The 18,288-nt window shown below is 73.1% G+C and carries 20 protein-coding genes; 5 read left to right on the forward strand and 15 right to left on the reverse strand.

Going from position 1 to position 18,288, the window contains the following annotated elements; genetic code table 11:
* Positions 1–89 precede the first annotated feature (89 nt).
* The 5 genes from hisI to hisH form a co-directional block, all read right to left on the reverse strand.
* Positions 90–440: a phosphoribosyl-AMP cyclohydrolase gene (hisI, locus tag ACVGV0_RS17310; RefSeq protein WP_459156732.1), complete on the reverse strand. Its 351-nt coding sequence runs from the start codon at positions 438–440 to the stop codon at positions 90–92.
* On the reverse strand, positions 437–1,204 hold the full coding sequence (hisF, locus tag ACVGV0_RS17315) for an imidazole glycerol phosphate synthase subunit HisF (RefSeq protein WP_459156733.1): 768 nt from the start codon (positions 1,202–1,204) through the stop codon (positions 437–439). The genes hisI and hisF overlap by 4 nt, the downstream gene beginning before the upstream one ends.
* Positions 1,205–1,416: 212 nt before the next feature.
* Positions 1,417–2,151 carry a bifunctional 1-(5-phosphoribosyl)-5-((5-phosphoribosylamino)methylideneamino)imidazole-4-carboxamide isomerase/phosphoribosylanthranilate isomerase PriA gene (priA, locus tag ACVGV0_RS17320; RefSeq protein WP_459156734.1) on the reverse strand — a complete coding sequence of 245 codons (735 nt, stop codon included), beginning with the start codon at positions 2,149–2,151 and terminating at the stop codon, positions 1,417–1,419.
* Positions 2,152–2,207: 56 nt separating this feature from the next.
* The gene (locus ACVGV0_RS17325) at positions 2,208–2,405 is read right to left on the reverse strand and encodes a hypothetical protein (RefSeq protein ID WP_459156735.1); all 198 of its coding nucleotides are present in this window, start codon (positions 2,403–2,405) and stop codon (positions 2,208–2,210) included.
* The gene (gene hisH, locus ACVGV0_RS17330; protein WP_459156736.1) at positions 2,402–3,028 is read right to left on the reverse strand and encodes an imidazole glycerol phosphate synthase subunit HisH; all 627 of its coding nucleotides are present in this window, start codon (positions 3,026–3,028) and stop codon (positions 2,402–2,404) included. The genes ACVGV0_RS17325 and hisH overlap by 4 nt, the downstream gene beginning before the upstream one ends.
* Positions 3,029–3,116: 88 nt before the next feature.
* Here hisH and soxR point away from each other — a divergent pair, with 88 nt between their 5' ends.
* Positions 3,117–3,590: a redox-sensitive transcriptional activator SoxR gene (soxR, locus tag ACVGV0_RS17335; RefSeq protein WP_459156737.1), complete on the forward strand. Its 474-nt coding sequence runs from the start codon at positions 3,117–3,119 to the stop codon at positions 3,588–3,590.
* Between the two features lie 205 nt (positions 3,591–3,795).
* On the opposite strand, the gene ACVGV0_RS17340 is transcribed toward soxR, so the two are convergent.
* Positions 3,796–4,476, reverse strand: coding sequence for a response regulator (locus ACVGV0_RS17340; RefSeq protein WP_459156738.1), 681 nt, complete (start codon positions 4,474–4,476; stop codon positions 3,796–3,798).
* Positions 4,473–6,098 (reverse strand): sensor histidine kinase, encoded by a 1,626-nt coding sequence (locus ACVGV0_RS17345; RefSeq protein WP_459156739.1) that lies wholly within the window; start codon positions 6,096–6,098, stop codon positions 4,473–4,475. The genes ACVGV0_RS17340 and ACVGV0_RS17345 overlap by 4 nt, the downstream gene beginning before the upstream one ends.
* A 170-nt stretch (positions 6,099–6,268) precedes the next feature.
* On the opposite strand from ACVGV0_RS17345, the gene ACVGV0_RS17350 reads away from it, so the two are divergent.
* Entirely contained in the window at positions 6,269–7,741 is a 1,473-nt protein-coding gene (locus ACVGV0_RS17350; protein WP_459156740.1) for a cation:dicarboxylate symporter family transporter, read from the forward strand.
* 47 nt (positions 7,742–7,788) lie between these two features.
* Here ACVGV0_RS17350 and ACVGV0_RS17355 read toward each other — a convergent pair whose 3' ends face one another.
* The 4 genes from ACVGV0_RS17355 to hisD form a co-directional block, all read right to left on the reverse strand.
* Positions 7,789–7,944, reverse strand: a complete 156-nt coding sequence (locus ACVGV0_RS17355; protein WP_459156741.1) for a hypothetical protein — start codon at positions 7,942–7,944, stop codon at positions 7,789–7,791.
* 32 nt (positions 7,945–7,976) lie between these two features.
* Positions 7,977–8,597 carry an imidazoleglycerol-phosphate dehydratase HisB gene (hisB, locus tag ACVGV0_RS17360; protein WP_459156742.1) on the reverse strand — a complete coding sequence of 207 codons (621 nt, stop codon included), beginning with the start codon at positions 8,595–8,597 and terminating at the stop codon, positions 7,977–7,979.
* On the reverse strand, positions 8,594–9,736 hold the full coding sequence (locus ACVGV0_RS17365; protein WP_459156743.1) for a histidinol-phosphate transaminase: 1,143 nt from the start codon (positions 9,734–9,736) through the stop codon (positions 8,594–8,596). Before ACVGV0_RS17365 ends, hisB begins: the two co-directional genes overlap by 4 nt.
* A gap of 78 nt (positions 9,737–9,814) precedes the next feature.
* Entirely contained in the window at positions 9,815–11,188 is a 1,374-nt protein-coding gene (gene hisD, locus ACVGV0_RS17370) for a histidinol dehydrogenase (RefSeq protein ID WP_459156744.1), read from the reverse strand.
* Positions 11,189–11,395: 207 nt separating this feature from the next.
* Between hisD and ACVGV0_RS17375 the strand changes: the two genes are divergently transcribed.
* The gene (locus ACVGV0_RS17375; RefSeq protein WP_459156745.1) at positions 11,396–12,148 is read left to right on the forward strand and encodes a YqeB family protein; all 753 of its coding nucleotides are present in this window, start codon (positions 11,396–11,398) and stop codon (positions 12,146–12,148) included.
* Entirely contained in the window at positions 12,145–12,966 is an 822-nt protein-coding gene (locus ACVGV0_RS17380; protein ID WP_459156746.1) for a class I SAM-dependent methyltransferase, read from the forward strand. Before ACVGV0_RS17375 ends, ACVGV0_RS17380 begins: the two co-directional genes overlap by 4 nt.
* A 68-nt stretch (positions 12,967–13,034) precedes the next feature.
* Here the strand turns inward: ACVGV0_RS17380 and ACVGV0_RS17385 are convergent, their stop codons facing one another.
* The 4 genes from ACVGV0_RS17385 to ACVGV0_RS17400 are packed head-to-tail and all read right to left on the reverse strand — an operon-like array spanning position 13,035 to position 16,663.
* Positions 13,035–13,853: an IclR family transcriptional regulator gene (locus ACVGV0_RS17385; RefSeq protein ID WP_459156747.1), complete on the reverse strand. Its 819-nt coding sequence runs from the start codon at positions 13,851–13,853 to the stop codon at positions 13,035–13,037.
* Positions 13,850–14,563, reverse strand: a complete 714-nt coding sequence (locus ACVGV0_RS17390; RefSeq protein WP_459156748.1) for an iron-sulfur cluster assembly protein — start codon at positions 14,561–14,563, stop codon at positions 13,850–13,852. The genes ACVGV0_RS17385 and ACVGV0_RS17390 overlap by 4 nt, the downstream gene beginning before the upstream one ends.
* Entirely contained in the window at positions 14,560–15,594 is a 1,035-nt protein-coding gene (locus ACVGV0_RS17395) for an amidohydrolase family protein (protein ID WP_459156749.1), read from the reverse strand. The genes ACVGV0_RS17390 and ACVGV0_RS17395 overlap by 4 nt, the downstream gene beginning before the upstream one ends.
* Before the next feature lie 40 nt (positions 15,595–15,634).
* Positions 15,635–16,663: an NAD(P)-dependent alcohol dehydrogenase gene (locus ACVGV0_RS17400; RefSeq protein WP_459156750.1), complete on the reverse strand. Its 1,029-nt coding sequence runs from the start codon at positions 16,661–16,663 to the stop codon at positions 15,635–15,637.
* Between the two features lie 297 nt (positions 16,664–16,960).
* Between ACVGV0_RS17400 and ACVGV0_RS17405 the strand changes: the two genes are divergently transcribed.
* A complete protein-coding gene (locus ACVGV0_RS17405; protein WP_459156751.1) occupies positions 16,961–18,274 on the forward strand; it encodes a hemolysin family protein in 1,314 nt (437 codons plus the stop codon).
* The last annotated feature ends 14 nt before the right edge of the window (positions 18,275–18,288 follow it).

Raw genomic sequence — 18,288 nt, forward strand, 5'->3', positions numbered from 1 at the left:
GTGCGGTCGGGCAGAGGGGTGGTACTCATCGCAGGCGGGTGGGCATCCAGGGGCACGAGCCACCACGGGGCCCGCGAGCCACCCCGGCCTCAGCTCTCGGGCGCCAGCAGCACGTCCTGGTCGAAGCAGGTGGGATCCCCGGTGTGGCAGGCGCCGTCGACCTGGTCGACGACGAGCAGCACCGCGTCCCCGTCGCAGTCCAGCCGCACCTCGTGCACGTACTGGGTGTGCCCGGACGTCTCGCCCTTGACCCAGTGGCTGCCGCGGCTGCGGGAGTAGTAGGTGGCGCGCCGGGTGGTCATCGTGCGGTGCAGCGCCTCGTCGTCCATCCACGCCAACATGAGCACCTCGCCGCTGCCGCGCTGCTGCACGACCGCGCTCACCAGCCCCTGCTCGTTGCGCTTGAGGCGGTCGGCCACCGCCGGGTCGAGCCCGCTCATCGCACCGTGATCCCTTCCGCCGCCATGGCCGCCTTGACCTCGCTGATCCGCATCTGTCCGAAGTGGAACACGCTGGCGGCGAGCACCGCGTCGGCCCCCGCGTGCACCGCGGGGGCGAAGTGCTCCACCGCTCCCGCACCACCGCTGGCGACCAGCGGCACGTTCACCACCTCGCGCACCGCGCGGATCATCTCCAGGTCGAACCCGGCCTTGGTCCCGTCGGCGTCCATCGAGTTCAGCAGGACCTCGCCGACGCCGAGCTCCTGCCCGCGGCGGGCCCACTCGACGGCGCACACGCCGGTGCCCCTGCGGCCGCCGTGCGTGGTCACCTCGAACCCGGAGGTCGTCTCCGCCTCCTGCGCGCGGCGCGCGTCCACCGACAGCACGACGCACTGGGCGCCGAAGCGCTCCGAGGCCTCGCGCAGCAGCTCCGGGCGGGCCAGCGCGGCGGTGTTCAGGCTCACCTTGTCCGCCCCGGCGCGCAGCAGCCGGTCCACGTCGTCGGTGCTGCGCACCCCGCCGCCGACGGTCAGCGGGATGAAGACCTGCTCGGCGGTGCGGCGCACCACGTCGAAGGTGGTCTCGCGGTCAGCGGAGGACGCGGTCACGTCCAGGAAGGTCAGCTCGTCCGCGCTCTCCCCGTTGTAGAGCTGCGCCAGCTCGACCGGATCGCCCGCATCCCGCAGATCGGCGAAGTTGACGCCCTTGACGACTCGTCCCGCGTCGACGTCCAGACACGGGATCACGCGCACCGCGACGGCCATGGCCGCAGAATACCCGGCCGAGCGCGCGCACCGGAGGGCCCGCGGTGGTCCCGGCCGGGAGGTGCCCGGCCGACCGCGGGCACATTTCCCGCGACCTGCACGCGCCCCTGGCCAGGTGGGGTGCCGCTGGGAGCTGGTGGAGCGGGGCGCGGGAAAGCACCTCGACGTGTGCACCATCCCCGCGGCAACCATCGCTGCGGGTGAAGCGGTTCCTAACCGGAGACGGCGGCGAAGGCCTCCGCCAGCGTGAAGTTGCCGGCGTAGAGGGCCTTGCCGACGATCGAGCCCTCCAGGCCCTCGTCCGACAGCCGCGCCAGCGCGCGCAGATCATCCACGCTGGAGACACCTCCGGAAGCGACCACGGCGGCGTCGGTGCTGCGGCAGACCGCGCGCAGCAGCTCCGTGTTCGGACCGCCGAGCGTGCCGTCCTTGCTGACGTCGGTGACCACGTAGCGGCGGCAGCCGGCGGCGTCCAACCGGGCCAGCACCTCCCACAGGTCACCGCCCTCGGAGGTCCAGCCGCGCGCGGCCAGCCGGTGGCCCTGCTCGGTGATGCGCACGTCGAGCCCGACGGCGACCCGCTCGCCGTGCTCGGCGACGACGCGGTCGGCCCACTCGGGGTTCTCCAGCGCTGCCGTGCCCAGGTTGACCCGCGCGCAGCCGGTGTCCAGCGCGGCGCGCAGCGAGTCGTCGTCACGGATGCCGCCGGAGAGCTCCACCCGCGTGTCCAACCGGCGCACCGCGTCGGCGAGCAGCTCGCGGTTGCTCCCCCGCCCGAACGCCGCGTCCAGGTCCACCAGGTGGATCCACTCGGCACCGGCCCGCTGCCACGTCAGCGCGGCCTCGAACGGGTCGCCGTAGGACGTCTCGGTTCCGGCCTCGCCACGCACCAGGCGCACCGCCTGGCCGTCGGCCACATCGACTGCGGGAAGCAACGTGAAGCTCACGGGCCCAGCCTACGACGCCCGCGGCCGCCGCCCGACGCGCGGTCCGCCCGCGGCGGTCAGCGGCGCTCGGAGCGCGCCACCGCGTACACCGGCAGGCCGATGACGAGCATCGCCAGCACGAGCACGCCCCACATCGGCACACCCGCCTGGGACAGGTGGGGCAGCCCGAAGCCCGCGGCGAGGCCGAACACGAGCAGCACCGCGACCACGCGGGTCGCCTTGCCCTGGCCCATCAACCCGTAGCGTCGTGTCACAGTCCCGCCACCCAGTTCCGCAGCAGTTGCCCTCCGGCCTCACCGGACTTCTCGGGGTGGAACTGGGTGGCCGCCAACGGTCCCTGCTCCACCGCCGCCACGAACGGAGCACCGTGCTCGCCCCAGGTCACCTGCGCGCGCGAGAAGGAGGACCCCTCGGAGGACCAGCCCAGCACGCCGTAGGAGTGCACGAAGTAGAACCGCGTCCGCGCGTCGAGGCCGGCGAACAGGGTGCTGCCGGCGGGGGCCTGCACCGTGTTCCACCCCATGTGCGGCAGCACCTCGGCGTGCAGGCGCTGCACCGTGCCGGGCCACTGGCCGCAGCCGTCGACGGCCATGCCGTGCTCGACACCGCGCTCGAACAGCACCTGCATGCCGACGCAGATCCCCAGCACCGGCCGCCCGCCGCACAGCCGCTGGTCGATCATCCTGTCACCGCCCACGGCGAGCAGGCCGCGCATGCACGCCGCGAACGCGCCCACCCCGGGCACGACGAGCCCGTCGGCCTCCACGGCGGCACGGTGATCGGAGCTGACCTCGACCTCGGCGCCGACGTGCTCCAGCGCGCGCTCGGCGGAGCGCAGGTTGCCCGATCCGTAATCCAGTACGACCACTCGTGCCACGAGCGCCAGCGTACCGCCCCGCCCCCGGGCGCAGGCGGCCCGCCCGCACATCTCTGAAGTAAGGTCGAAGTTCGCGTAGGCTGCGGGCATGGTCAAACGAGCGGAGCAGCTGACGATCGGCGAGGTGGCCCGGCGCAGCGGGATCCCGCAGACGGCGCTGCGCTTCTACGAGGACCGCGGCCTGATCACCTCCAGCCGAACCAGCGGCAACCAGCGCCGCTACGAACGCGCGGTGCTGCGCCGGCTGGCGTTCATCCGCGCCGCCCAGCGCGTCGGACTCAGCCTCGAGCAGATCGCCGAAGCGCTGGACACCCTGCCGCACGAGCACGCGCCCACCAAGGCCGACTGGGCGCGCCTGTCGCGGCGCTGGCGCGACGAGCTCGACGCGCGCATCGACGGGTTGCAGCGGCTGCGCGACCGGCTCACCGGTTGCATCGGTTGCGGCTGCCTGTCGCTGCGCGCCTGCTCGCTGCACAACCCGGACGACGCGCTCGCCGCGCAGGGCCCCGGCTCACCGGTGCTGCAGCCCCGCGCCGACCGCCGGGGCCGCACCGGCGAGTGAGCCCACCGCGGCACATCCGCGCCCCTGCTGACCCCGCGCGCAGCAGCAGGAGCAACAGCGCTCCGCTTCGTCACTGGCCGTTGCCGGTCGCACGTGTTCCCCGCTTCGACGTGCCAGCTCGCGGCCTCCCGGCCGCCCCGAGCGCCCGCCCTGAACGGAACGCACAACAACTCGAGGCACCCCTGCGGGCTCGTTCCGCACCGGCTCACTCCGCGTCGGTCCACTGGTAGGTCACGGCCGGCCTGCCCACGCCGCCGTAGTGCGGTGCGCGCACCGCCGTGCCCTGCTGCACGAGGTACTCGAGGTACCGGCGGGCGGTCACCCGCGAGGTGCCGGTCTCCCGCCCGACCACCCCGGCGGAAACCCCCTCCGGGTGGGCGCGCACCACGGCGACCACCGCGTCCAGCGTCTCCTCGCCCATGCCCTTGGGCAGGGCGGTCGGGCTCTCCTCCCGCAGGGTGGCGAACGCGCGGTCGATCTCGGCCTGCCCGCTGACGTCCCGGTCGTCGCCGAGCGTGGCGCGGAACCGGGCGTAGTGCTCCAGCTTGTCCCGCATGGCGGCGAACGTGAACGGCTTGAGCAGGTACTGCACCACGCCGCTGGAGACCGCGGCGCGCACCACCTTCAGGTCGCGGGCCGAGGTCACCGCGATCACGTCGGCACCGCTGCCGGTGGTGCGCAGCGCCCGCGCCACCCGCAGCCCGTCCATGTCCGGCAACCGCACGTCCAGCAGGACGAGATCGACCGGGTGCCGCTCGACGAACTGCAGGGCCTCCTGCCCCGTGGTGACCCTGCCCGCGACGGTGAACCCGTCGATGCGGCGCACGTAGCTGTCGTGCGCCTGTCCCGCCACGGGGTCGTCCTCCACCACCAGCACCGAGATCACACCTGTCCCCCCTCGCTGCCGCGCTCCGCTCCGGTGCGCTCCGCGGCCGGCAGCCACGCCGTGAACACCGCCCCCTCGTCGTGCTGCACGTCGACGCTGCCGCCGTGGCGGCGCACGGCCTGCCCCACCAGGGCCAGCCCGAGGCCGCGACCGGACCCGCCGCGCGTCGACCAGCCGCGCTGGAACACGCTGCGCACGGACTCGGCGTCGACGCCGGGGCCGTTGTCGGCGACCTCGAACCACACGCCGTCCGGTTCGGACCGCGCGTCCACGGTCACCTGCGGATCCGGCCGGTCCTGCACCGCCTCCACCGCGTTGTCGATGAGGTTGCCGACGATCGTGACCAGGTCACCCCGCCGGACGTGCTCGATGGTGGCATCGTCGACCTCGATCCCCTCGGCGAGCACGAGCTCCACGCCGCGGTCGGCGGCATCGGCGCTCTTGCCCAGCAGCAGCGCCGCCAACACCGGTTCGGTCACCGCCCCGACGACGCGGTCGGTGAGCTCCTGCGCCGCGGCGAGCTCCGCCGTCGCGAACTCGACGGCCCGCTCGGTGCGGCCGAGCTCGATGAGCGAGACCACCGCGTGCAGCCGGTTGGCGGACTCGTGCGCCTGCGCGCGCAGGGCCTCGGCGAACCCGCGCACCGAGTCCAGCTCGCCGCTCAGCGCCTGCAGCTCGGTGTGGTCGCGCAGGGTCACCACGGTCCCCTCCTGCATCCCGGAGCTGCGCACCGGGGAGACGTTGACGACGACCACCCGGTCGTCGGTCACGTGCACCTCGTCGCGCACCTGTCCGCCGCCGGTGAGCGTCTCCGTCAGCTGCCCGGGCAGGCCGAGGTCGGGCACCCGCGCCCCGCCGAGCCGCTCCACGGGGCGGGAGAGCAGCTCGGCGGCGCCGTCGTTGCACAGCAGGATCCGCCCGTCCGCGGAGACCAGCAGCATCCCCTCCCGCACCGCGTGCAGGGTGGCCTCGTGGAACTCGGCGCGCCGCGCGAGCTCCTCCGGGGTCAGCCCGTGGGTGTGGCGGCGCAGCCGGGCGCTGACCAGCGCGGTGAGCGCGCCGCCCGCGGCCAGCGCGCCGACCGCCACGGCACCGAGGGCGATCAGCTGCGCGCGCAGCTCGCTGCTCAGCACGTTCAGCTTGATGCCCGCGGAGATGAAGCCGTGCAGCCGGCCCTCGTCGTCGTTGACCGGCACCACCGCGCGCGCCGACGGCCCGAGCGTGCCCGTGTAGGTCTCGGTGAGGTGCCCGCCGCCCTGCGGGATGTGCCCGACGAAGTGCTCGCCGATGCGCCGCGGATCGGGATGGGTGTAGCGCACGCCCTCCGGCGACATGATCGTGATGAAGGCGACCCCGGTCTCGGCGCGCGCCTCCTCCGCCAGCGGTTGCAGCGCGCGGCTCGGATCCGGCCCGCGCACGGCGCGCCGCACCTCGGGCAGGGACGCCAGCGTGCGCGCCACCGCCGTGACCTCCTCGGTGGCCTCGCGGTGGGTGCGCCGGGACGCGTCGTACCAGGCCAAACCGGCACCGGCCAGGACGACGAAGGCGACGACGACCACCTGCAGCACGAACAGGCGGCGCGCCAGGCTCCACCGCCGCAGCCGCGCCGGACGATCCCGCACGCTGCGTGACCGGAAGGCGTCAGCAAAGTAACTCGAACGTGAACTCAATGAACACAACCGTGACGACGGGGACAACCGGCTCCGATAGTTTCCTCCGGTTTACGCCGTGACCCGCGCCACGCTCCCCGGCGCAGCGGGTCACGAGCCTCTTCGGCGGCAAAGGAGTGTGCATGACTGCGCGTGCAGAGGCGCCCGCGCGGCGTCGGGACCGGACGCATTACCTCTACATCGCGGTGATCCTCGCCGTGCTCGGCGGCATCGCGGTGGGATTCGCGGCCCCCGACGTGGGCATGGCGCTGAAACCGCTGGGCAGCGGGTTCGTCGAGCTGATCAAGATGATGATCTCGCCGGTCATCTTCTGCACCATCGTGCTCGGCGTCGGCAGCATCCGGCAAGCGGCCAAGGTCGGCAAGGTCGGCGGGCTCGCGCTCGCCTACTTCATGGTCATGTCGCTCGTGGCGCTGATCATCGGCCTGCTCGTGGGCAACGTGCTGCACCCCGGCGAGGGGATGCAGATGACCCAGGAAATGGCCAGCCAGGGCGCGCAGCAGGCCGGCGAGGGCGGCGAGTCCACCACGGAGTTCCTGCTCGGCATCATCCCGACCTCGCTGGTGTCCGCGCTGACCGAGGGCGAAGTGCTGCAGACCCTGCTCGTGGCGCTGCTGACCGGCTTCGCGCTGCAGGCCCTCGGCGACGCGGGCAAACCGATCCTGCGCGGGATCGAACACCTGCAGAAGCTCGTGTTCAAGATCCTGTCGATGGTCATGTGGGTCGCCCCCGTCGGCGCGTTCGGCGCGATCGCGGCCGTGGTCGGCGCGACCGGCGTGGACGCGCTGCAGGGCCTCGCGGTGATCATGCTCGGCTTCTACGTCACGTGCGTGCTGTTCGTGTTCGTCGTGCTGGGGCCGATCCTGTGGTTCGTCGCCCGGGTGAACATCTTCGCGCTGCTGAAGTACCTCGCCCGCGAGTACCTGATCATCGTGGCCACCTCGTCCTCGGAAGCCGCGCTGCCGCGCCTGATCGCGAAGATGGAGCACCTCGGGGTGAGCAAGCCGGTCGTGGGCATCACCGTGCCCACCGGCTACTCGTTCAACCTGGACGGCACGGCGATCTACCTGACCATGGCCTCGCTGTTCGTCGCCTCGGCGATGGGTGATCCGCTGGCGGTCGGCGAGCAGGTGTCGCTGCTGCTGTTCATGGTCATCGCCTCGAAGGGCGCCGCCGGCGTCAGCGGCGCGGGGCTGGCCACCCTGGCCGGCGGCCTGCAGTCGCACCGCCCGGAGCTCGTCGACGGCGTCGGCATGATCGTCGGTATCGACCGGTTCATGTCCGAGGCCCGCGCGCTGACGAACTTCACCGGCAACGCCGTGGCCACCGTGCTCGTCGGCGCGTGGACCAAGGAGGTCGACCGCGGCCGCATGAACGCGGTGCTCACCGGCGAGGCACCGTTCGACGAGGCCACCATGCAGGACTCCGCGGCCGCCGACGGCGAGGACTCACCGGGTGGGGAGTCCCTGCACGAGGCGGATCCGGGAAGCCGCGGGAGCCCCGACGAGGGGAGCGCGGACAGCAGCGGGAGCCCGGCGGGCACCGGCGGTTCCGCACCCGCCTCGGCGTCCGCACCGGCCCGGACCTCCCGCTAGGCCCACCGGGCACCTCGTCGGGTAGGGGCGTTTCCCGGGAAGCGCCCCTACCCGACGAGCCAGCCGAGACCGCCCGCGAGCGCCATCACCGCGGCGACGACCAGGACGACCGCGAACCCCCGCGACGTCTTCCACGTGGCGTAGGCGCCCCCGGCCAGGAACCCGGCCAGGCCCAGCAGCAGGATCGGCAGGAAATCTCGCATCGCGCGCTTCTCGCGGTCTCAGCGGCGCCGCTTCACAGGCTGCCCTTGGTGGAGGGGACCGCGTCCGCGAACCGCGGGTCCGGCTCCACGGCCGCGCGCAGCGCGCGGGCGATCGCCTTGTACTGCGCTTCGGTGATGTGGTGCGGATCCCGCCCGCGGACCACCCGCGCGTGCAGGTTGATCTGCGCGTGGAAGGCGATCGACTCGAACACGTGCCGGTTGAGCACGAACGGGTAGTTGCCGCCGATGGTGAACGCGTCGTACTTCTCCGGCTCGCCGTCCAGCACGCAGTACGACCGGCCGGAGACGTCGACGGCCGCGTGCGCCAGGGTTTCGTCCATCGGGATCCACGCGTCGCCGAACCGCCGGATGCCCCTCTTCTCGCCCAGGGCCTGGCGCAGCGCCTGCCCCAGCACGATCGCGGTGTCCTCGACGGTGTGGTGCGCGTCGATGTGCGTGTCCCCGCCGGCGCGCACCGTCAGGTCGAACGCCGCGTGCGTGCCCAGCGAGGTGAGCATGTGGTCGTAGAACGGCACCGTGGTGTCCACATCGGCCGCTCCCGTGCCGTCCAGGTCCACTTCGACCAGGACCGAGGACTCCTTGGTGGTGCGTTCCACCTTCCCGACGCGGGTTCCGGGTTCGAAAGTCGTCACTGTGCACCTCGTTCCAGTTCGTCGAGCACGCCCTTGCTCGCCGCCAGGAACGCGTCGTTCTCCTCCGGCGTGCCGACGGTCGTGCGCAGGTAGTGCGTGATGCCCATGTCGCGGATGAGCACATCGGACTCGAGGTACCGCTGCCAGGCGCGGTGCTGCTCGGCGAACCGCCCGAACAGGATGAAGTTGGCGTCGCTGGGCACCACGGAAAAGCCCATCCCGCGCAGCGCGGTCGCGACCCGGTCCCGCTCGTCGGAGAGCCGCCGCACCGAGCCGAGCGTGGCGTCGGCGTGCCGCAGGGCCGCGCGCGCGGCGGCCTGGGTGACCACCGACAGGTGGTACGGCAGCCGCACCAGCAGCAGCGCCTCGATCACGGCCGGGGCAGCTGCCAGGTAGCCGAGCCGCCCGCCGGCGAAGGCGAACGCCTTGCTCATGGTGCGGCTGACGACGAGCTTCGCGGGGAACTCGGCGAGCAGGTGCAGCGCGCTGGGTTCCGAGGAGAACTCGGCGTAGGCCTCGTCGACGATGACCACGCCCGGAGCTGCCTGCAGCACCCGCCGCAGCTCCGCCAACCCCAGCGACTGGCCGGTGGGGTTGTTCGGGCTGGTCACGAACACCACGTCGGGCCGCTTCTCGGCCACCAGCGCGGCGGCCCGCTCCCCGTCGAGGCCGAAGTCCGCGCGGCGCGGCGCGGACACCCACTCGGTGCGCGTGCCGGAGGCGAGGATCGGGTGCATCGAGTAGGACGGTTCGAAACCGAGCGCGGTGCGCCCCGGACCGCCGAAGGCCTGCAGCAGTTGCTGGAGCACCTCGTTCGACCCGTTGGCCGCCCACAGGTTCTCCGTGCCCAGGGACACGCCCGTGGACCGCGTGAGGTACGCGGCCAGGTCGGCGCGCAGCGCGACCGCGTCGCGGTCCGGGTAGCGGTGCAGCGCGCTCGCCGCTTCGCGGACCGACTCGGCCACGTCGGCGACGAGCTCCGCCGGCGGCGGGAACGGGTTCTCGTTCGTGTTCAGCCGCACCGTCGTCTCCAGCTGCGGCGCGCCGTAGGGGCTGCGCCCGCGCAGGTCCTCGCGCAGCGGCAGGTCGGACAGGGCGGTGCCGCTTCCCGGCAGGTCCGTGCCAGGCAGGTCGTTCATGGGTTCAATCCTCGGGTTGTTCTGCGGCACCCGGTGCCCGCGCGGGCACCGGGCCGGCTGGTGCTCACCCGCGGCGCCTCACTGCTCGCCGCGGCCTTCGAGTGCGGGGTCGAGCTCCCCGGCCAGCGCCCGGTACTCCGCCGGGAAGCGCAGCGCGACGGCCTGCCCGTGGGCGGGCAGGTCCTCGGCCGAGGCCAGCGCGAGCACGTGGTCGGCGCTGTCGCGCAGCGCCTGCTCCGAGTAGGAGACCACGTGGATGCCGCGCAGGAAGCTCTGCACGCTCAGCCCGGAGGAGTGGCGGGCGCAGCCGCCGGTGGGCAGCACGTGGTTCGACCCGGCGCAGTAGTCGCCCAGCGAGACCGGGGCGTACGGGCCGACGAAGATCGCACCCGCGTTGCGCACCCGCGCGGCCACGTCCTCCGCGTCGGCCGTCTGGATCTCCAGGTGCTCGGCGGCGTAGGCGTCCACCACGCGCAGCCCGTCGTCGATGCTCGACACGAGCACGCATCCGGACTGCTGCCCGGTCAGCGCGGTGCGGATCCGCTCGTCGTGCCGGGTGCGCGCCACCTGGCGCTGCAGCTCCGCGTCGACCGCGTCGGCGAGCCGCTCGGAGGTGGTCACCAGCACGCTCGCGGCCAGCGTGTCGTGCTCGGCCTGGCTGACCAGGTCCGCGGCGACGTGCACCGGGTCGGCACCGTCGTCGGCGAGGATCGCGATCTCGGTCGGGCCGGCCTCCGAGTCGATGCCGATGACGCTGCGCAGCCGCCGCTTGGCGGCGGTGACGAACACGTTGCCGGGGCCGGTGACCATGTCGGCGGGGGCGAGTTCCGCGCCGTCGGTGTCGTGAGCGCCGTGGGCCAGCAGCGCGACCGCCTGCGCCCCGCCGACGCCCCACACCTCGTCGACGCCGAGCAGCTGCGCCGCGGCGAGCACCGTCGGGTGCGGCAGTCCGCCGAAGGCGGCCTGCGGCGGGCTGCACACCACCAGCGACTCGACCCCGGCCTCCTGCGCGGGCACGACGTTCATCACCACGCTGGACGGGTAGGCGGCCAGCCCGCCCGGTGCGTACAGCCCCACGCGGCCGACCGGCACCCAGCGCTCGGTCACCGTGCCGCCGGGCACGACCTGGGTGCGCACGTCGCTGCGGCGCTGCTCGCGGTGCACCGCGCGGGCGCGGGCGATGGACTCCTCCAGCGCTTTGCGCACCGCCGGGTCGAGCTCGTCGAGGGCGCGGCGCATCGCCTCGGCGGGTACGCGGACCGCCTCGGGGCGCACCCCGTCGAAGCGCTCGGTCAGCTCCAGCGCGGCCTCGGACCCGCGTTCCCGGACCGCCTGCAGCACGGGCTCGACCTTCTCCCCCACGTGTTCGACGTCCACCTCGGCGCGCGGCAGGCCCGCGCGCAGCTCGACGGTGGACGGGACACGACCGCGCAGGTCGGAGCGGCTAAGCATGGGCATCCTTCCAGAACCGAAGACCGTCCCCGCTCAGGGTAGTCGTCGGCGAGCAGCGCCGGTCACGCTCCCGGCGCACGCCACACCGCCGCCCGGCCTGCGCGGGGTTCCACCTCGGCTGCGCGGCGCGCGGCGGAGACGCAGCTCACACGCACCCGGTCCGCGGGGCCGCACCGCCCTGCCGGGCGGGACGCCCATACTGGCGTCATGAGCACCGGGTCCCCCACTTCCGCTTCCGAGCCGGCAGCCGCAGGCGGGCAGGCCGCGGCCGGGCGCACCGTGCGGGCCTCCGCGTGGGTCCGCCGCGGCGCGTGGGTGCTGATGCCGGTGGTCGGCGCGGTGATCGCCCTGCTCGTCCGGGTGGCGGCCGAGTGGATCACCACGCTGGAGTGGTTCCCGTTCCAGGGCGTGTTCGAGCTGGCGGTGTACTTCGACGAACCGTGGGCGAGCGCCACCGCCGCCGCGGTCGGGGCGGCGATCGGCCTGGGCTTTCCCGGCCTGTGGGCGCGGGAACGGGTGAGCCTGACCGCCTCCCGCGAGGCCGTGGCGGTGCACCAGGGCGCGCGCACCCGGCGGTTCGAGGCGGATGCGGTGGGCACCGCGTTCCTGGACGGGAGGCAGCTGGTGCTGCTCACCCCGCGCGGCGCGGAGCTCGCCCGGTACGCGACGAAGCTCGACGCGCGGCAGCTGCGGTTGGCGTTGCAGGAGCACGGCTACCGGTGGGCCGCCGAGGACCCGCACGCCGGCCGGTACCGGCGGTGGGACGCGGACGACCCGGACCTGCCGCTGCGCGTGAACGCGCTGCTCGCCGAGCGGCAGCGGGCGCTGCGGCCGAACAACCACGCCGACCCGGAGGCGCTGCGCGTGCGGTTGCGCGAGCTCGACGTGGTGGTGCGCGACCGCGGCCGCGAGCAGTGCTGGCGCTTCGCCGAAGCCCGGTCCGGGGAGGCGGCGACATGACCACCGAGCGGGCCGACCTGCGCGGCGCTGCGGCGACGCTGCTGGTGACGTTGTACATGCGGGCGCGGGACGCGCGATCGCCGCGCCCGATCCTCGGCGACCGCTACGCGGCCGACGTGATGGGACGCATCGACTACGACTTCCACCGCCTGCGCCTCGCCGCCGGCGACGCGCCGCTGGTCTGCACTCGCGCGCGGTGCCTGGACACCTGGACCGCGCGGTTCCTCGCCGAGCACCCGCGCGGGCAAGTGCTGCACCTCGGGTGCGGTCTGGACAGCCGCCCGCTGCGCGTCGCACCGCCGGCGGCGGTGCGCTGGGTCGACGTCGACTACCCGGACGTGATCGACCTGCGCGAGCGGCTCTACGACCTGCCTCCCCCCGTGGAGCTGGTCCCGTCCTCGGTCACCGATCCCGGCTGGTGGGACCGGGTGGCGTCCGACCGCCCGACGCTCCTGATCGCCGAGGGCCTGCTGATGTACCTGCATCCGCACGAGGTGCACGCGCTGCTGGACCGGGCGGTGAGCGCGCTCCCGTCCGGGCGGCTCGCCTTCGACACCGTGGCCCCGTGGACCGCGCGCGCCGCCGGGCTCACCAAGTACTTCCTGCCGCAGGACATCCGCTTCTCCTGGGTGTACCGGCAGCACGAGTTCGCCTCCCGGCACCCCGACCTGCGGAGGTGGGACGACCGCAGCGTCACCGGCCTGGCCACCGCGGCCGCGCGCAACCCGCTGCTGCGGGCGACCTACCGCGCCTACAGCTCGGTGCCCGCCCTCCGCGACGCCATGCGCCTGCGGCTGTTCGGCTTCGGCGGGAGCTGACCGGGCAGATCAGCCGGCCCGAGGCCCGGCAGCGCACCCGGGCCGCACGACACCTGGCCGCACGACGCCTACCCGCGCGCGAGCGCCCGCGTGGCGCGCGCCGCGCCCTGCCGGACGGCGTGCTCGAGGTTCCACCTCCGCGTGCGGAAGTCGTGCGTGGTGAACGACAGCGCCACGGAGGCGACCACGGCGCCGGTGGGATCGTGCACCGGGGCGGCCATGCACGCCAGGCCGTCCTGGAACTCGCCGACCTCGAGCGCGATGCGGGAACGCCGCACGTGCGCCAGGTGCGACTCGAGCCGTTCCCGGTCGCGGATCGTCGCCGCGGTCAGCGGCAGGAGCCCCGCGTTGTCCAGGTACTGCTCCCGGGTTTCCGGGACCATGGCGGCGAGCATGATCTTGCCGAACGCCGTGGCGTGCGGGGCCCGGTGGAAGCCGACGTCGAGCGGCTGCACCCGCGGGCGCTGCGGGGAGTCCTCGACGTGGGCGATGACGACCTCGGTCCCCCGGTAGATCGCGTAGTACGCCGCGGCATCGGCGTGGTGGTGCAGCCCGCGCACGCACGAGGCGATCTCCGCGGGCACGGCCAGCTGCTCCGACAGCGCCTGCCCCAGGTAGCGGGCCTTGTACCCGAGCCCGTAGACGTGCTGGTCGCTGAGGTGCACCACGTGCCCGGCGTGGATCAGCGTCGCCAGCAGGTGGTACGTCGTGGACAGCGTCAGCCCCAGGTCGGCGGCGATCCGCTTGGCGCTGAGCCCGCCGGGCGCTTCCGCGATGGCTTCGAGCACGCGCAGCGCGCGGTCGACCGACTGCAGGACGGGACCCGGCGACCTGCCCCTCGCGGCGGGCGGTGCCGGGTCCCGCGGGGTGTGCGACTGCGTGGTCATACCTCCGACGTTAGGTCGCTGCGCTCGGACGGGCAGGACGCGTACCGCGTGTCCAGCAGCCCGCGGCACCATCCGGCGTTCGCCTCGATGCTGACCCGCGTGGTCCGGGCCAGCCGCAACCGCAGCGGCAGCGTCTCCTCCTCGAGCGGCTGCCCGTGCTCGTCGAGCAGCAGCGGGGCGTCCGGCCCGTTCGGCAGCCCGAGGCGCTCGCGGCGCCGTTCGAGCCGTTCCCGCTCGGCGTCCGCGGGCAGGTCGCCGAGCCGCGCCCGCAGCAGGTCCCCGTGGCCGAAGCCCTGCCGGAGCAGCCGCGTGGCCAGCTGCTCCTGGTACACCGCGTGCGCCTTGGCCAGGAACGTGCGCCGCAGTTCGTCGAGCTCACCGGCGCTGAGCCCGGAGAAGGCGGCGTCGAACCCGTCGCCGGCGGCGACGCCCGCGTTGATCTGCTCGGCGGCGAAGTGGTCGAGCAGCCGGACGTGCACCTGCTCGGTGCCGGGCAGCTCGCCCACGACGTCGTGCGCGTCGGCCACCATGAGGTAGGCGAAGTTCGGCGCGCAGAAGTACGTCGGCAGTCGCAGCTCCACGTCGACCCGGCCGCCGTCGACGACCAGGCCGGCGACGAACCCGAGCTCGGTGATCGACTCGTCGAGCTCCGGGTCGAGCACGGTGCCGAGCGCGCGCCAGGCCGCGGTGTCGCTGTCCAGGCGGGTCATGCGTTCATCACCACCGGGGAACCGGCCTGCTCGCCCGGCCGCTGCTGCGGCACCGCGGCCTCCGCGGGCACCTCGATGTCGTAGAGCCGGGCCGCGTTGAGCCCGAGGATCCTGCGCTTGACGTCCGGCGTGAGCGCGCCGTACTCGGACTGCATGTCCTCCGGGATCTGGAAGTCGACGAACTCCTCGACCAACCACTTCGGCGTCCAGATCGCGTAGTCGCTGGCGAAGGTGATCCGGTTCTCGTCGAGCCAGAACAGCAGCTCCCCGAGGATCTGGGCGAAGTAGCGCGGCCGCGAGTGGATGAAGGGCATCGCCACGGCGAGTCCACCGTAGACGTTGGGTTCCTGCGTGGCGATCCAGCAGAAGTCCTCCAGGCGCGGCAGACCGACGTGCTCGACGATGAAGTTCAACTCGGGGAAGGCCGTCGCCACGTCGTCCACATCGGCCACGTCGAAAGCATCGCGGTTGAGCGGGTAAATCGTTGGTCCTTTGTGGACGTGAATGTTGCTGATGCCGAGTTCCCGGCACTTCTCCAGGTAGCGGTACGACCACGGGTCGGAGAGCTTCCAACCCTTCGACTCGCCCTTCCACTCGGCGGTGTAGAGCTTGATCCCGCGCGGCTGCCAGCGCTCCACGAGGCGCTCCAGCGCGGCGAGGCCGGCCTCCCCGTCGCGGGGGTCGAACGAGCCGTTGACGAGGAACTTGTCCGGGTGCTTCTCGGCGAGCGCCCCGTCCTGCTCGGTGGTGTTGAACCCGTTGATGAAGAAGTCCGTGAGGTAGGTCGGCTGCATGATCGCCTTGTCCACGTAGCCGACTTCGAACAGGTCGTGCAGCACGTCGGCTTCGCTCTGCTTCTGGAAGTGCTCCAACGACCACACCTCGGACTCCGGGCTGAGGTTGCGGTGGTAGTCGTAGAAGCAGTTGATGAATCCCTCGCCGTAGCGGTTGGCCTGGTTGGCCGGCGTCCCGTCCCAGAAGTGGACGTGGCTGTCGACGATGAAGTACTTCTCGCCGTCCTTCTCGTACATGCTGGCTCCGTCCTTTCCGTTGCTGCTCGCGGGAGCGCGGTCAGGGAACGAGGATCGCCCGCCCGCCGGGGATCCGGCCGCGGTCGAGGTCGTCGAGGGCGGCCACCGCGTCGTCCAGCGGGTAGGTGTGCGTGCGCAGCGACACCGCGCCGCGGGCGGTGAGCGTCATGAGCTCGTCGAGGTCGTTGTAGGAGCCGACGAGGTTGCCGATGATGTTGATCTCGCGGGAGATGATGTCGATCGTGGGAACGTCGACGCGGCCGCCGTAACCGATCGTGAAGTAGGAACCGGCGTCGCGCGTGAGCGCCACCCCTTCGGCTTCCGTGCCCGACTCGCCGACGAAGTCGAACACCACGTGCGCGCCCGCTCCGCCGGTGACCTCGCGGACCGCGTCGACGTGACCGCCGGTGGCGAGCACGGTGTGGTCCGCGCCGAGCTGGGCGGCCAGGTCCAGGGCCCGCTCGGAGCGGTCGACGACGGTGACCTCGGCGGCGGTGAGCGCGCGCAGCACCTGCACACCGATGTGGCCGAGTCCGCCCGCGCCGATGACGAGGGCGTGCGCGCCGGGGTGCAGCAGCGGCACGGCCTTGCGCACCGCGTGGTAGGCGGTCAGCCCGGCATCGGCGAGGGCGGCGACGTCGGCCGGTGGCAGGCCCGGGTCGAGCTTGACCACCGAGCGGGCGTGCGTGAGCACCAGCTCGGCCATGCCGCCGTCCGCGTTGATCCCGGGGAACCGCGAGTTCGCGCAGTGCACGTCGTCGCCGGAGCGGCAGGCGCGGCACAGCCCGCAGGTCACCAGCGGGTGCAGGATGACCTTGTCGCCGGGGGAGACGTTCGTGACGGCCGAGCCGACCTCGCGGACCGTGCCCGCGTTCTCGTGACCGATGATGTAGGGCAGCGCGACGCCGCTCTTGTCGGCCCACTGCCCCTCGATGATGTGCAGGTCCGTCCGGCACACCCCGGCCGCGCCGACTTCGACGAGGACGTCGAGCGGCCCCGCCGGAGCCGGGTCCGGGACGGTGTCCAGCTTCGCCGGTTCGCCGTAGGCGTGCACTCGTACCGCTCTCACCTCGGGCTCCTTCGTCCGACTGCAGCGAAGCGACGTTCTGTGTCGCAGTTCACAGCCTGCCCGGACGCGACCCGCGCGGGAAGCCCGTTGTCACATGCTGACAACCGCACGCGCACACCACGCGATCGAGTGTGCGCGAGCGCGCATCACGCAGGGGCGGTGGACATCTCTCGAGAAACGTCCACCACCTACCGCTCCAGGGGTGAGACGGGTGAGCGAGGAGCGCGGCCGAACTGCGCAGCTGCGCACGGGCTCGAACGTCCGGTGTGGATCTCCCCGCGATGCGAGACTCGGCGGATGAGCGGCGTCGCGTGGAACCTGCTACTCGTGCTCGTGTTCGTCCTGATCGGTGGCTACTTCGCCGCTGCCGAGATCGCGCTGGTCTCGTTGCGCGACAGCCAGCTGCACCAGCTGGAGCAGCGCAGCAAGCGGGGAGCCCGGGTCGCGAACCTGCGGGCCGATTCGAACCGGTTCCTCTCGGCGGTGCAGATCGGTGTCACCTTCGCCGGGTTCTTCGCCTCCAGCTACGGGGGCGCGACCATCGCCGTGCGCCTGCAACCGGCCCTGACCGGGTGGGGGCTCCCGGTGGGCTTGGCCGCGTCGCTGGCCCTGGTCGCGGTGACGCTGTTCGTGTCCTACCTCTCGCTGGTCCTCGGCGAGCTCGTCCCCAAGCGGCTGGCGCTGCACCGCGCGGAGACCACCGCCCTGGCCACCGCCGGGGTGCTGGACCGCACGGCCACGCTGACCCGCCCGCTGATCTGGTTGCTCTCGGTGTCCACGAACGCCGTGGTGCGCCTGCTGGGGCTCGACCCGAAGGCGGCGGCGGGAGCGGTCTCCGAGGAAGAGCTGCGCGACATGGTGCGCACCAACGAGCAGCTCAGCGTGGAGGAGCGGCGCCTGCTCACCGACACGTTCCACGCCAGCGGGCTGGTCCTCGGCGAGGTCATGGTGCCGCGCACGGAAGTGGACTTCCTGGACGAGGCGCTGCCCCTGGAGGAGGCGATCACCGAGATCCGCGGCAAACCGCACTCGCGCTACCCGGTGCTGCGGGACACCGCCGATGACGTCATCGGCTTCGTCCACGTCCGCGACCTGCTGCTGGCCGGGACCTCCGCGACGACCGGCCGGGGGCGCCGCGTGGGCGAGCTGGCCCGTCCGGTCACCTCGCGGCCGAGCAGCAAACCCGTGCTGCAGGCGTTGTCGTTGATGCGGCAGCACGGCCACCTCACCGTCGTGATCGACGAGTACGGCGGGACCGCGGGCATCGTCACGGTCGAGGACCTGGTCGAGGAGGTCGTCGGGGACATCTGGGACGAGTACGACCCGAGCGCCGCCCCGGTGCGCCCGGTCCCCGCCGGCGGGTACGTCGTGGACGGCCTGCTGCACCGCGACGACCTCGCCGAGCAGGTGGGGCTGAGCCTGCCCGAGGGGCCCTACGACACGGTCGCCGGTTTCGTGCTCAGCAGGCTCGGCACACTGCCGGCGGCCGGGGACGCCCTCGACGCGCTCGGGCACCGCTTCACCGTGCGGGCCATGGACGGGCACCGCATCGCCCGCCTGCACATCCGGCCGCTCGACGCCTCCGCTCCGCCGCAGCCGGACCGCGAGTGAGCACCGGCCGCCGC

The organism is Salinifilum ghardaiensis, from assembly GCF_054491345.1.